Origin of the sequence: Pseudactinotalea terrae (assembly GCF_009733845.1) — a bacterium.
GTDB lineage: Bacteria > Actinomycetota > Actinomycetes > Actinomycetales > Beutenbergiaceae > Pseudactinotalea > Pseudactinotalea terrae.
In genome coordinates this window covers 52,633-66,387 of sequence record NZ_WNXZ01000004.1, presented here as the reverse complement: position 1 = coordinate 66,387, position 13,755 = coordinate 52,633, and the positions used below count along the sequence as shown (strand labels likewise).

General features: G+C 67.7%; 8 protein-coding genes. All 8 read right to left on the bottom strand.

From position 1 onward, the window contains the following. Position 1: 1 nt before the first annotated feature. The 8 genes from GPA03_RS14160 to GPA03_RS14125 all read right to left on the bottom strand — a co-directional run bounded on the left by GPA03_RS14160 (position 2) and on the right by GPA03_RS14125 (position 13,726). Positions 2–880 (bottom strand): carbohydrate ABC transporter permease, encoded by an 879-nt coding sequence (locus GPA03_RS14160; RefSeq protein WP_156252688.1) that lies wholly within the window; start codon positions 878–880, stop codon positions 2–4. 10 nt (positions 881–890) lie between these two features. Further along, a complete protein-coding gene (locus GPA03_RS14155) occupies positions 891–1,859 on the bottom strand; it encodes a carbohydrate ABC transporter permease (protein ID WP_156252687.1) in 969 nt (322 codons plus the stop codon). Between the two features lie 13 nt (positions 1,860–1,872). After that, the gene (locus GPA03_RS14150; RefSeq protein WP_156252686.1) at positions 1,873–3,252 is read right to left on the bottom strand and encodes an ABC transporter substrate-binding protein; all 1,380 of its coding nucleotides are present in this window, start codon (positions 3,250–3,252) and stop codon (positions 1,873–1,875) included. A 193-nt stretch (positions 3,253–3,445) separates the two neighbouring features. After that, complete coding sequence (locus GPA03_RS14145; RefSeq protein WP_162458380.1) at positions 3,446–7,837, bottom strand: family 43 glycosylhydrolase; 4,392 nt, start codon at positions 7,835–7,837, stop codon at positions 3,446–3,448. A gap of 316 nt (positions 7,838–8,153) precedes the next feature. Further along, positions 8,154–9,836, bottom strand: a complete 1,683-nt coding sequence (locus GPA03_RS14140; RefSeq protein ID WP_156252684.1) for an FAD-binding oxidoreductase — start codon at positions 9,834–9,836, stop codon at positions 8,154–8,156. Between the two features lie 43 nt (positions 9,837–9,879). Continuing rightward, positions 9,880–10,623, bottom strand: coding sequence for a lysophospholipid acyltransferase family protein (locus tag GPA03_RS14135; RefSeq protein ID WP_162458379.1), 744 nt, complete (start codon positions 10,621–10,623; stop codon positions 9,880–9,882). Continuing rightward, positions 10,620–11,420, bottom strand: coding sequence for an SDR family NAD(P)-dependent oxidoreductase (locus GPA03_RS14130; protein ID WP_241681308.1), 801 nt, complete (start codon positions 11,418–11,420; stop codon positions 10,620–10,622). Before GPA03_RS14130 ends, GPA03_RS14135 begins: the two co-directional genes overlap by 4 nt. Then, positions 11,417–13,726 (bottom strand): HAD-IB family hydrolase, encoded by a 2,310-nt coding sequence (locus GPA03_RS14125; protein ID WP_156252682.1) that lies wholly within the window; start codon positions 13,724–13,726, stop codon positions 11,417–11,419. The genes GPA03_RS14130 and GPA03_RS14125 overlap by 4 nt, the downstream gene beginning before the upstream one ends. Positions 13,727–13,755 lie beyond the last annotated feature (29 nt).

The following is a 13,755-nucleotide window of genomic DNA, read 5'->3' as shown; positions in this document are numbered from 1 at the left end:
CCTACCTCAGTCCGACCCGTGCCATCGACGACATGAAATGACGCTGGAAGACGATGAAGATGATCAGCACCGGGATGATGGAGGAGACCGAGCCGGCCATCGCGGGACCCATCGAGACCGTCCCGTCATCCGACATGAAGCGCGTCAGCCCGAGCGGGACCGTGTACTTCTCCTCCGAGCTGATCATGATCAGCGGGCCCTCGAAGTCGTTCCAGGTCGAGTCGAAGATGAGAATCGCGAGCGCCGCCAGCGCCGGTCGTGCCAGCGGCAGGTAGATGCGAGCGAAGATGCGCCACTCCCCCGCGCCGTCGATCCGAGCCGCCTCACCCAGCTCGCGTGGCGCCGAGGCGAAGTGCTGCCGCAGCAGGAACGTCGCGAACACAGACGAGAGACCCGGCAGGATCAGGGCCCAGAGCGTGTCGTACAGACCGATCTGCTGGAAGAACATGAACCGCGGCACCAGCAGCAGCTGGGCCGGCACCATCGACGTGGCGAGGAACACCAGGAACAAGGCGTTCTGCCCCTTGAACCGCAGCCGCCCGAACGCGTACCCGGCGAGAGACACCACGGCCAGCTCGCCGACGATCGTGGCGACCACGACGATCGTCGAGTTGCCGAAGTACCTCAGCATCGACCGCTCGCCGGTCCAGACCTGGATGTAGTTGCGCCACTCGACCGGATCCGGGATCCACCGAAGCGGGAGCTCGAAGATGTCGAGGTTCTGCTTCAGTGAGGACGAGATCATCCACAGGAACGGGACGAGGAAGACGATCGCCAGCAGCGACATCACCAGCCCGCGCAGCAGCCAGACGAGACGCTCCTTGCGCTTGCGCCGCAGGTAGCCCGCGCGCGGCGCCATCAACTCGGTCGATGCAGTCATCGCCCGCCCCTCACGTGTAGAGCCCCCGCCCGCGCTGGAACCTGAACAGGAAGATGGACAGGATGAGTACCGCGATCATGCTCATGATCGCGATCGCGGCTGAGTATCCGAATCGGTACTGCTGGAACGCGACCTCGTACATGTAGTAGGAGAGCACGGTCGTGGAGTCCGCCGGGCCACCCTGCGTCATGAACTGGATGGTTCCGAAGCCCTGCGAGCGTCCGATGAAGGAGGTGATCAGCAGGAATGTGAGGATCGGGACCAGACCGGGGAACGTGATCGTCGTGAACTGCCGGAACGCACCCGCACCATCGATCTTCGCCGATTCGTAGAGCTCGGTCGGGAGGTCCTGCAGCGCGGCGATGACCAGCAGCGAGACGTAGCCGGCGCTGATCCAGACCGACATCAGCACGATGCCCGGAAGGGCCCAGTCCTGCGAGACGAACCACCCCGGCGGGTTGTCGATCCCCAGTGCCCTCAGCGCCTGGTTGATGAGGCCCGACTGCGGGTTGAGCAGCGTCAGCCAGACGGTGCCCGCCGCAATGATGTTGGCCAGGGACGGCAGGTAGAAGATCGCTCGGAGGAGTCCTCGGAAGGGCATCGGCCGATTCAGCGCCAGCCCCAGCAGCATGCCGACGAAGATCGTCAGCGGCGTCCCGACACCGGCGTAGAAGAGCGTCCGCAAGGCCGACTCCCAGAACATGTCGTCCTGGAGGAGCTCACGGAAGTTGGCGAGCCCGACCCACTCGATGCCCTCGATGCCTGAGACCACGTTCCACCCGGCGAAGGCGATCGCCAGCCCCGCCACGAGCGGCACGATCAGGAACGCGGCGACCGAGACGATCGTCGGCACGAGGAAGAGCCAGGGGATCCACCACTTGTAGCCCTCGACCAGCTTCTTCCGAGGCCGGTGATCGGACGGCGACCGGCCGCGCAGGAGCTTTCCTGCGCGGCCGGGCGAGGTTTGCACTGCTGTCACGAGTTGCGCCCGTTCACTCCGACGCCTTGGCGATCGCCGCGTCGGCCTCTTCCTTCATCCGTGCCAGGCCGTCGTCGATCGACAGCGTGCGCAGTCGGATCTCGCCCTCGGCCTGAGACTTGATGCTGGAGATCTCGTTGTAGGCGGTGGTGATGGTCTTCACCGACAGCGGCGGGGTGTCCGTGTAGAAGGTCTTCTCGAAGGCCTCGACGTCGAACAGGTCATCAGCGTTGGGTCCGAACAGTGCGGCGTTCAGGTCGGCATTGCCCGGGCCGGCAGCGAACTGCGCCGGCGACACCTTGCCCGACTCCGAGATGATCGGCGCACCCTCGTCGATCCAGAACTTCACGAAGGTCCAGGCGGCCGCCTGGTACTGCGACTTCGCCGCGATCTGCACGTCGTCGCCCCGGACGCCGGGGTTGATGTACGGCTCGCCGTTGCCCAGCATCGGGTACGGCCGGAAGGTCGTGCGGAAGTCGTGGGGGTACTCGTCGAGGTTCTTGACGTACCGCATCGCGATCGTCCCGTCGAGCTGCATGCCATAGGTGCCGCCGAGGAAGTGGTTCTGCATGTAGCCACTCATCCCCTCGGCAGTCATCTGCTCCTGGGTCAGGATCGAGCCGTCGTCCTCCCAGGCCAGCGTGTCCTCGAGTCGCTTCCGGAAGAGCGGGTGGTCGAAGTTGGACTCCAGGCCGCCCTCCTTGTACAGGTAGTCGCCACCGAGACCAGTGGCCGCGTGCCGCGGCACGTTGTAGGCGCCGACGTGGAAGCCCTCGCCCTTGAGCGCGAGCGCGACCTGGTGGTAGTCCTCGATGGTCCAGTCGTAGGGGATCTCGATGCCGGCCTTGTTGATCGCGTCCTCGTTGATGACGGCGAAGTTCGGGAAGTAGGTCGTCGGGATCGAGAAGAGCTTGCCGTCGACCTTGGTACTGACCGGCTCGCCCTGGACCAGTTCCTTCGTGAGGTCGTCCTGACCCGCGAGCTCGGTCAGGTCCAGCGCAAGCCCGGCCCCCGAGCGCCGCACGATGTGGGGCGTCGAGTAGGAGAAGAAGATGTCGATCGGCACGCCGCCCTGCAGCGCCGTGTCCAGCTTGAGGTTGCCCTCGTCGTTGTTGACGTAGCGGACGTACTCCACCTCGATCTTGGGGTACTTCGCGGTGAAGGCGTCGACAAGCGCCTGCGGACCGTCCTCGGGCGCGACACCGCCCCAGACGACGAGCTTGCCTTCCTCGGGCGAGCCCTGGTCCTCAGGCGGCTCGCTCTCGTTCCCGCCTGAGGTGCCGTTGCCACCACCGCCGCCGTCGCCACATGCCGTGAGCAGGCCTGCTCCTGCGAGACCGAATGCGCCTCCGAGAAGCCCTCGTCGACTCAGCTGTCGATTCCTGATGACCACCGTCAAACCTCCTTGTCTGGGCAGCCCACCCCGTCACTCGGGAGCGTCTGTCTGTGCTGCTCTCCGCAGACTATCCACGCCTTCATATTGTGTCAATGTCTGGAGGTGCTTACATTTGCTTCTGTTACCTCATTGTGAGCATGACTGCGGCCTGCGAGCGGCATCGTGCCACTCACAGGCCGCAGTGGTGGAATCAGACCAGCGTGAACGTGATCGTCTGCGTGTTGCCGGCGACGTCGTACACCACGAGCGTGTTCTCACCCTGGACCGCACCGAACACACCCGGGCGGATGAAGTTGAGATCGGACCACGCGTTGTCGACCAGGTCGACGACGTGCCCGTTCAGCTCCGCCCTGGCGATCTTCCCCGCGTCGTGAAGCTTGTAGCTCACCTTCTCGTAGGCGGCGCCAGAGGCGATGGTGAACCCAGGCCCGTCCTTCACCGTCACCGTCGGCGCCGTGGTATCGACGACGACGGCGAGCGTCGAGGTGCGCGAGACGTTGCCTGCCAGGTCGTGGGCGTTGTACTTGATGGTGTACTGCCCGTCCGGAAGTGTCACCGTTGCCGTGTGAGCGCCACCGGTCTGCCCGGTGAAGGGGGTCTGCGTGCTCTGCACCAGCCCGTCCGGACCGTAGATGTTGGCAACGATGCGCTGCAGCCCGCCGTCGTCACTGGCCTGCACCTCGATCGTGATCTCGGACATCGGGCCGGCCGTCGACGGTGAGATCAGCTCCACCTCCGGACGCGTCGTGTCCGCAGGCGTGAAGCCGCTGATCTTCTCGCTGAGTGGGATCGGGTTCACGCTCATGGTGTACTCGGTCGCCAGCGGCGCCGGGTGCCCCGACCCATCACCGATGCTCAAGCCATCGGCGTCAGCCGTGTAGGGCTCGATGAAGGCGTGCCGGGCTGTCTGGGTGTTCTGCCCTGGCCGAGCTTGGAACACGAACCAGTCCGTGCCTTCATGATCGGTGAAGTTGGGGCCGGTACCGGTACCGGTGACCTCGTCGTTCAGGCTCATGATCGGCTCGGGGTTCTTGACCCAGTTCGTGCGGTCCATCGGATCGCCACCGGTGTATGTCAGATACCCGATCGCGTAGTAGATGGTCCAGTATCCGCTCGCGGAGTAGGAGAGGAAGACCTCGCCGTCGTCTCCGTAGACGGCGGTGCCACCCTCCACGACCTTGGGCCACCACATGTTCGGGTCGCTGGTCGACTGGGCGTATCCGTGCTCCTCCCAGTCGTACTCGGACTGGGTGATGATGCTCGACTCGCCCGTGAACGTCCACGGGTTGGCGATCCGGGTCATGTTGATCGTCTGGTGGAACTCGGAGGTGCCGCGCCCCTCCTCGAGCACGTAGGTGATGAAGGTCTCGCCTGCCACCCGCATGAACGAGATGCCCGCCACGAACTCGTCGGTGTTGAAGTCGGGGTCGTTCTCGCTGGTGATGCGCTGCGGGACGTTGACCTCTCCGGTGACCGGGTTGCCCCAGCGGCCCAGCAGGTCGTCGCCGTCGAGCGCCTTCAGCACGTACTGTCGCTGACCTTCGGCAGCCGGGTCGTTGGGGTCGGTCGCCGACAGGTAGAGGTACCACCCGGCGTTCTCCTCGCCGACGTCCTCGGCTGTCAGGTGGTGGATCTCCGGGGACCACAGGTTCTTCATGTCCTCGGGTGCGAAGATCACCGTGCCGACCGACTCGGACAGGTCCGAGGGGTTGGCCACCTTGTGCAGCGCCATGGTGGTGCCGGAGGTCGCCAGGAAGTAGTACTGCCCGTCATGGGTGAAGATGTACGGGTCCGCCGCCCGCACCAGCGGGTTGGTGAACGTCAGCTCACCGGTCGGCGTCGCCGCAGCGACTGCGGGATCGACGTGCAGCTCGCTCGTCATGCTTCCACCGAATGCCTCGGTGCCGACCAGATCGGTGAGGTGCCCGAAGTCACCACCGGTGACCGTCACGTCGTAGCTGCCGTCCAGCTCGGTCGTGCGTGACCTCGCCGGCGCGATGCTCGACCAGAACTGGCCGCCGTTCACCGTGAGGTCCACGCTGTAGTCGGCTGCGTAGTCGCTCCCGTCCTCCTCGTAGACGGCGTAGACACCCTGCATGAACGTGCCGCCGTCGAACGTGGCGGACACCGAGCCTGAGCCCTCGCCCCGGTGGGCGAGGACGACAGGCCCGAAGAACGTGCCGCCGTCGATCTGCACGGTCACGTCGGCGCCGGTCGTCACGGCCTCGGTGTTGTCGGACCCACCACGAAGGCTGGCCCATGTCCCACCCTCGACGGTCACCGAGGCGGCCGGTGTCGGCGTGGTCCCATCGGTCCCGCCGACGATCGTCAGGTAGGTCTCGCCCCGGCGAGTGAACTCCGTCTCGACGTTGCTCCCGATCGTCAGGGGGTGTCCCATGCCGTAGATGGCACCGTTGGTCGTCGGTGACTGCAGCAGCAGGTTCTCGAAGGTCGTCGGACCACCGAGTCGCATCGGTCCCTCGATCTGCAGGGCCGCACCATCGGCAGCGAAGTCGATGTCGCCGTCGTCGGTGGTGAGGACCACGCGTGAGCCGTACTCGCCCAGGTCGTAGCCATCGACGGTGTACTGATCCGTGAGCACCACGCGGCCGTCGCCCGACAGCGCGGCGATCGCTGCGCTGAGGTCGCCGGCGGCGTGGGTCGGGCTGCTGCCGTCACCATCGCCGCTGGCGGCCAGGTAGACGACCTCGTCGTCGGTGATCTCGGTGAACGCGCTCGCGATCTTGCCGATCACGTCCTCATCGGCACCCGGCAGCCGTACCAGCGCACGAGTCGCGCCCTCGGCCGCCGACCAGTCCGAGAGCGAGATCGCGTCGATCTCGGTGTCATCGAGCCGCACCCTGACATCGCCGTCGGCACGGGCAAGCTGCGCGTCCTTCACGGCGCCGTCGAGGAACCGGACGATCAACGACCCGGTGACCCGGCCCGCGGAGGAATGCAGAATGTTGACCTCACCGCCGGCGATGGTCACGGTCACGCCTGCGACGTCATGGGCCGTATCGGTTCCCGCCCATACCTCGTCGACCTCACCACCGGCGATCGTGACGTCGGTGGTGCCGTCCGAGTCACCAATCAGGCCGGTGATGCCCGTGACCCGGGCGAACTCGCCGGACTCGATGGTGATCGAGGCGCCGTCACTGACGCCTGCGACGCCGACCTGGCTGCCGTCATCCACCACGACGCCCTCGCCGATCGTCAGATCGACGCCGTCGACCAACAGCTGCAGCGCACCGGCGTTGACCAGCTCGACCGACTCGAAGGTGACATCGCGGGCCAACGCGATCTCAGCGTCCGCGGGGAACGCGATCGACGCCGAGCCGTCGCCGACGAACGTGATCCGCCCAGCTCCGGCGGCGAGGGTGGCTGCCGCCACGTCCCAGGTGACGTCACCGCTGATCGTGATCGCGCCGCCGTCAGCGGCAAGCAGACCGATCGCGGTCTCGAGGCTGCCGCACGGGTTCTCCGCCGTGCACTCGCTGCCGCTGCCGCCGGCACTGACGTGGACATCGGCGGTGTTGTTCAGGACGTCGAAGATCTCTCTGAGCGCCGCTACCTGCTCCGCCGAGTAGTACTGGCCCGCGAAGGTCACGGTGCGAACCGGGGCGAAGTCGAGGATCTGCTGGTGCCGCCCCTCGCCACCCCAGGCGTTCTGGGCCTGAATGGCACCCCACTCCACACCATCGAGCGTGAGGTTGACATCCTCGACGACGTTGTTGATGTCGATGGTGTTGATGTGTCCGCCGGTCAGCTCGACGTCCGCGCTGCCGACGATGTAGCGGGTCACGTCACCGGCGGTGTGCAGGGCTCCGACCCGGCCACCGGTCATCGTGATCTCCGTGCTCCCCGAGTAGTGGTTCTCGAGCGAGGCTCCGAAGATCTCCTGGACGATGCCGCCGTTGAAGGTGATGTGCGAGGTTCCGGTGTAGGTCTGCGTCCCGGCGCCCTTGCCTCGGCTGAAGCCCGCCACCTTGTAGTACGTGCCGGAGTTGATCGTGATGTGGGAGTCGGCGTCGAGAGTCGTGTCCGTCTCCGAGGGCCCGTGGTACCCACCGACCACGAAGACCTGCCGCTTGCCCGGCGTGGGGACGCTCTCCATCACCATGCCGTCACCGAACGTGATCGGGTTCCAGTTCGCGGCGAAGACCGCCCACTGCGAATGAACGACGCCGAGCTCGGCAAACGTCGTGGGGCCGGCGAGGTTGTACTCGATGAACGGGGTGTCGCCGAAGACGAGCCGCCCCGGGTAGTCGGTCTCGCCGTCGTCGCTGGTCACAAGGATCGGCTCGGTGTGTGCCGGCTCGACGATGGTGGCCTCGAGCGGGTAGTCGTCCATGAGAACGACCTGTCCGCCGGTCGGAGCCACGAGGGCCAGTGCCGCCTCGAGGGTCTGCACCGGTTGCGCCGGATCGGTGCCGGCTGCTACGTCGTCACCGGTCTCCGCAGAGACGTAGACGGTCGGGCCAGGCGCGGCAGCGGCCGGCACCGCCACCGCCGTCAATCCGCTCAGGACGAGGACGAAGGCGGCGACCAGCGCCGTCAACGTGGTGGACACGCGACTCATGGGGGCTCCCGAGGAGTGGGTTCTCGGGCACCGCATCCTCAACGTCGGTGGTGGGATGTCGGTCGGCGGGCCCGTGTGAGTTTGTCATGACAACTAGGTGTTGTTGTCGGGCAAATGTCACCGTAGCCGGTTCAGGATGTGAGGTCAACGGTTGGGCGCCAACCTGCTCGGGCGCATGCGGACGAGATCGTCGGCGCAGCACCAGCTCGTCGCCGCGTGAGGGCGATCTGGTGCCGGACGACGATCGCGTGCGCGAGCGAGGGTCGGAGCCCGGGTGGGCACTCGCGGGAAGGCGGCGGGGGCAGGGCCCCCGCGCTCACCACTCGCGGGCTGGCGGGATCAACGATCCAGGGTTGAGGTTCCGGCTCGGGTCGACGGCCTTCAGCAACCCGACCATCTGGTCGACACCAGCAACAGAGATGTCCTGCTCCATCCACGGGGCGTGGTCCGTACCGACGCCGTGGTGGTGGGACAGGGTGCCGCCGCCGTCGATGAAGGCCTGCTGGATCGCGGTCTTGACCACGTCGTACTGGGTGAGGAAGTCACCCTCGGGGTTGGGAGGGAACCCGAAGGTGAAGTACAGGCACGCACCCGAGTGATAGCTGTGCGAGAGGTGGCACATGACGTACCCCTTGACGCCGATCTCCTCGAACGCCGCCTTCACGCCACGGGTGGCGCGGTGGTACACCTCGCCCAGCTTCTCCCACGGTGCCGCCGTCTCCGACACGTCACCGACCGCGCCCCGATCGAGCAGGAAGTCGCGGATGTAGGGGGTGTCGAACTTCTTCTGGTCATACAGGGCGCCGGGGCCCTTGCCGAGGCGGATGCCGCCGTGGTTGCCGATGATCTTCCCGACGATCGACTTGTCGGCGCGCACCTTCGCGGCGCCGCCCTCGTAGCCGATGTAGGAGATGCAGACCTTCTCCAGATCCCATCCACGCTTGGCCAGCAGGTCGAACACCAGCGGCCCGAGCTTGCCGGACAGCGAGGTCGACTCCTTGCGCGTCGCCAACGAGAAGCCCGTCTCGTTCGCATCGCTCACGCGGGTGATCGACGGCGAGGCGTCCGACGTCGAGATGTCCCGCATCGCGCCCAGACCGGCCGCCCAGTTCGGGAACAGGTAGGCGATGACCTCACGGTTCTCAGGGAGCCTGTGGACGTTGACCCACGCCTCGGTGATCACGCCGAGGCGGCCCTCCGAGCCCAGGATCATCTCGCGCACGCTCGGCCCTGTGGAGGTCGAGGGCAGCGGCCGCAGCACCAGCACCTTGCCGGGCTGCACCACCCGCATGCCGCGCGCGATCTCACTGATGTCCCCGTACCGGTCGGACTGCATGCCCGATGAGCGGGTCGCGATCCAGCCGCCAAGTGTCGAGTGCTTGAACGAGTCGGGCTGGTGCCCCATCGTCCAGCCCCGCGGGTTCAGCTGCGCCTCGATGTCCGGGCCGAGACCGCCGGCCTGGATGCGCGCGAGCCCCGAGCCCTCGTCGATCTCGAGAACCTGGTTCATCCGACCCATGTCGAGAGAGACGATCGCCCGGTCCTCGTGCGCGGGTGGGGTCAGGCTGCCCGAGATGTTCGAACCGCCGCCGAACGGGATCAGCACCGCGTTCTTCTCGATCACGAGGTCGACGACTGCCTGCACCTCCGCCTCGTTGGCCGGGTAGACCACGGCGTCCGGGACGCGCGGCAGGTGGCCCGCCCGCACCCACACCAGGTCGCGCATGCCCTTGCCGTAGGTGTGGACCACACGGTCCATGTCATCGGTGATGACATGGTGATCCCCGACGGCGGAGCGCAGCGCCTTCCCGAGATCCTCACCGAGGCGGGACTCGGGTACCTCGATGTCGTCGAACTGCGGCGGCGGGGTGCCCGGCAGCGACAGGTCGATGCCGATCTTGTCCAGCACGAACGGCGCGAAGTGCGGCTTGTCCTCGTGGTGGAAGGCGATGCCCTCGACACCCCAGCCCCACCACTTCTGGTGCGTGACATCACTCATGCCTGGTTCTGCTCCTTCGCCGGGTCTGCCGGGTGGTTCATGGTCACGAGGCGTCTTCTTGCGCGTCGAGGTGACGGCCGCGACGGCGGTAGCGGTCCTCGTCGTGGATGAGCACCGTGGTCGACTGGGTCGTGTACATGGCACGGACGCGGCCCTCCACGCGGGCGTTGAAGTCGGCGAGCGACTCGCCGGCCCGCACGCGCAGCGGCTTGCCGATCAGCAGCTTCACGGGCGGGCGACCGGGCTTGGGCCAGTTCCGGCCCACCGGCATCGCCTCGTGCGCCCCGACGATCGCGACCGGCACCACCGGCACCCGCAGCGCGCGGCCGAGGGCGGCGGCCCCCGGCTTGAAGGACTTCATCACGCCGTCGCGCGAGCGCGTCCCCTCGGGGAAGATGCACAGCGGCACCCCCGAGCGCAGCAGCGAGACGCTCAGGCCGGCGTTCTTCGACTTCCGCACGCCTCGGTCCACGGGGTAGGAGTTGAAGAACAGCCCCACGAGGTTGCTGCGGATCGGGTTGTTGTAGAAGTAGTCGCCCGCGGTCGCGGTGGCGAGGTCACGCGTGAGCGTGTACGGCAGGTAGGTGAACATCGTCGCGGCGTCGAGGTGGCTCGAGTGGTTCGCGACCACGATGAAGGGACCCTGCAGCCCCTCCACGTTGCGCTCACCCTCGACCGTGACCTTCACCTCGGCACCGATCACGGTGCGCAGGATGAAGCGCTGACACACGTACCGCACGGCGCGGTGCCATGCCCAGTGGTAGCGGTCGCTCGGCTTCCGGCTCACCCCTTCGCCCCCTTCCGCAGCATCGCGGTCCCCCACCGCACCAGCCCGCGCGGCGCGTGCCGGATGAGAAAGGCGATGATCGCGAACCTGGTCGAGGGTATCGAGCGGTCCTTGCCGCGCTCGAGGTCGTTGAGCGCGTCGCGGACCAACCGGTCGGACTCGAGCCAGAGCCAGTCAGGGATCTTCGACGTGCGGATCTCGGCCCGGTCGTGGAACTCGGTGCGTACCCAGCCGGGGATCAGCGTCAGCACCCGCACCCCGGTGCCCTCGAGCTCGAGCGACAGGGCGTCGGAGAACGTGTTCACCCAGGACTTGATCGCCGAGTAGTTGTTCTGGGCGATCATCCCGGCCACCGAGCCGATGTTGATGATGGTGCCGTGCCCGCGCTCCGCCATGACGTGCGCGGCGTTGCCCGCGAGCACGAGCACCGCGCGGATCATGATGTCGACGGCGCGCGTGTGGACCGAGAGATCGCCGGTCGCGATCGGGTCGTGCAGGCCGTGGCCGGCGTTGTTGACGAGGACCTCGACCGGGCGCTCCTCGTCGCGCAGCCGGGCTGCGACCTTCTCGACCTGGTCCTGGTCGCTGAGGTCGGCCTGAAGGACCTCGACGTCGACGCCGTAACGGCGGGTCAGCCCGTCGGCCACGCTCGCGAGCCGCTCGGGATCCCGAGCGACCAGCACCAGGTCGCAGCCACGCGCGGCCAGCGCGCGTGAGAACGCGTACCCGATGCCGGAGGTGCCACCGGTCACCAGCGCGCGGCCGTGCAGCGGCGAGAGCCCGTCGATGCCGCTCACCGGCGCGTCTCCGATCGAGACCGACCACCGCCGGGCAGCGACCCCGTGACGCCACCGACGACGCTGCGCGCGATCGTGCCGAACCTGCTGTCGGCCGCGTGGGTCCAGGACGCCACCGGCCACCGCTTCTCGCGGGCGTAGCGGTACAGGTTGGCGTCGGGGTTCACCACGGTCGGGTGCCCCACCAGCTCGAGCCACGGCCGGTCCGCGTAGGTGTCGCCGTAGCCGTAGGAGTGCGCGAGGTCGTAGCCGTGCTCGCGGGCGTAGCGGCCCAGCCACGTGGCGCGCGCCTCGTCCACCAGGGGCGAGATCGCGAGGTGCCCGGTCCAGCGGCCCTGGGCGTCGACCTCCATGGAGCCGGAGACCACGTCGTCGAACAGGTGCGCGATCGGCTCCACGAACACGTCGATCTGCCCGGTGATCAGCACGAGCCGGTGACCGGCCGCCCGGTGCGCCTCGATCCGCTGCATCGCCTCGGCGAGCATGCGCGAGCGCAGCAGCGGAGCGACCTTGGTCGCGACCAGGCGGCGCAGCTCGGCCTCGTCGGTGCCGGCGTAGCGGCGCATGAACGAGCGGATGAAGTCGCCACGGTCGCGCTGCTCGGCCTGCAGGTAGGTCATCGAGCGACCGACCATGCCGCCGACCTCGCCGAGCGCCTTGTGCGGGCCCTGCGCCATCTCGACCCACACGTAGGTCTCGAGCAGGTTCGCGGCAGCGATCGTGCCGTGCAGGTCGAACACCGCGAGCACGTCGGAACGCTCGGGCAGCCTCACCGGCCCGCTGCCGTTGGTCTTGCCGCGCTGCTCGCGCGCCCGCATCAGGCCCGGAACGTTCGGGATGTGCACGGTCTGCAGGTAGTACGGCCAGTCGATCTCGGTGACGTCGAAGCCGTGCTCGGCCTTGCGCTCCTCCGGCAGCGCGTCGTGCAGCGCACGCGTGCGCGCGTCATCGAAGATCACCTCGGTCTGCGTGTACGGCTGGTACAGGTCGGTGAACTTGCGCAGCGTGCGCAGGTCCCGCTTGGCCTTGTAGATCCCGGAGATCCATGTGCGGGTGGTCTCGTTCGCGGGCAGCTTCCCCACCAGCTTGTCGGCGACCTCGACCGCCTTCTCGCGGCGGCGCAGGCTCCGCTCGACCGCCGGACCGTTCGGGAACGTCCAGTTGGGCACCTGCACGAAGCTGCCCTCGTCGTCGCGGAGCGGGTGCTCGCGGAAGTAACCGCGGATCAGCCCGACGACCTCCCCGAACCGGAGCGGGTTGGTGAGCCCGGAGCCGACCTGGAAGTACTGCGCCTGCCCCACCGGCGGCGGCGAGGCGGCGGCCGCGAGGATCGCGTTGACCGCGTGGTCGACTGGGATCACGTCGAGGATCGTGTCGTGCAGCGCCGGGAACTCGGGGAGCATGCCGCGCCCGTACGCCGCGATCAGCGGGTCGGCCACCTTGAAGCCGTCGATCCAGCCCGGGTACGGGTGCTTGAGCGAGGACTCGATGATCGTGGGGCGCACCACCGAGAGCCGGTGCTCGCCGCTCCACAGCTGCTCGGCCACGCGCTCGCCGAGCGCCTTGGTGAAGGTGTAGACGTCGGGCCAGCCCAGCGACAGCGCGCGCGTGCGGCCGGCCTCGACCAGACGGTCGTTGACCCAGGCCTTGCGCGCCTCCTCGGCCGCGGCCGAGACGGCCTGCGCACCGGCACGGCGGTGCGCAGCGCGCGCCTGCGCGAGCATCGGCTTGAGCAGGTCGGGGCGGCGCGACGCCGCTTCCGCCTCGTCACGGGCCGCGAGCGCCCGGGCGGTCTCGAGGCTGCGGTCGATCGTGTGCTCGAGCGAGCGCTCCTCGGAGACGCCCTTGCGCAGACCAGCCACGTAGCAGGTGGACACGTGCACCACGTGCGGGTCCGAGCCGGAGCGCAGCAGCGCCTCGTACAGGCTCACCGGGCCGTCCACGTTGGCGGCGAACGCCTCGTCGATCGGGAGATCGAAGGAGACCGTCGAGGCCGAGTGCACGACGACGTCGATGTCACCCGGGAGGTCGGGGACGTCGCCCAGGTCCCCCGAGATCACGGTGACGCGGCTGGCAGCCTCGGCATCCGCCGTCGAGGCCCCCACGCGCTCACGCCAGGCCGAGAACACGGGCTTGCGGAGCAGCTTGTCGACGCGCATCTGCGCGGTGAGAGCGCCCCGCGGCCGCACCAGCAGGCTGACGCGGGTCGACGGATAGGCCGAGAGCAGCTTCTCCAGGACCGCCTGTCCCACGAAACCGGTCGCCCCGGTCACCAGGACATGCGAGTTGCTCAACGGATCCGACACCGAACAGACTTTACGCGGAACGACGGGTG

What these genes read in the sequence shown, in the direction of transcription:
- GPA03_RS14160 (WP_156252688.1), bottom strand. Translation starts at nt 880, where the DNA reads ATGACTGCATCGACCGAGTTGATGGCGCCGCGCGCGGGCTACCTGCGG.
- GPA03_RS14145 (WP_162458380.1), bottom strand. Translation starts at nt 7,837, where the DNA reads ATGAGTCGCGTGTCCACCACGTTGACGGCGCTGGTCGCCGCCTTCGTC.
- GPA03_RS14140 (WP_156252684.1), bottom strand. Translation starts at nt 9,836, where the DNA reads ATGAGTGATGTCACGCACCAGAAGTGGTGGGGCTGGGGTGTCGAGGGC.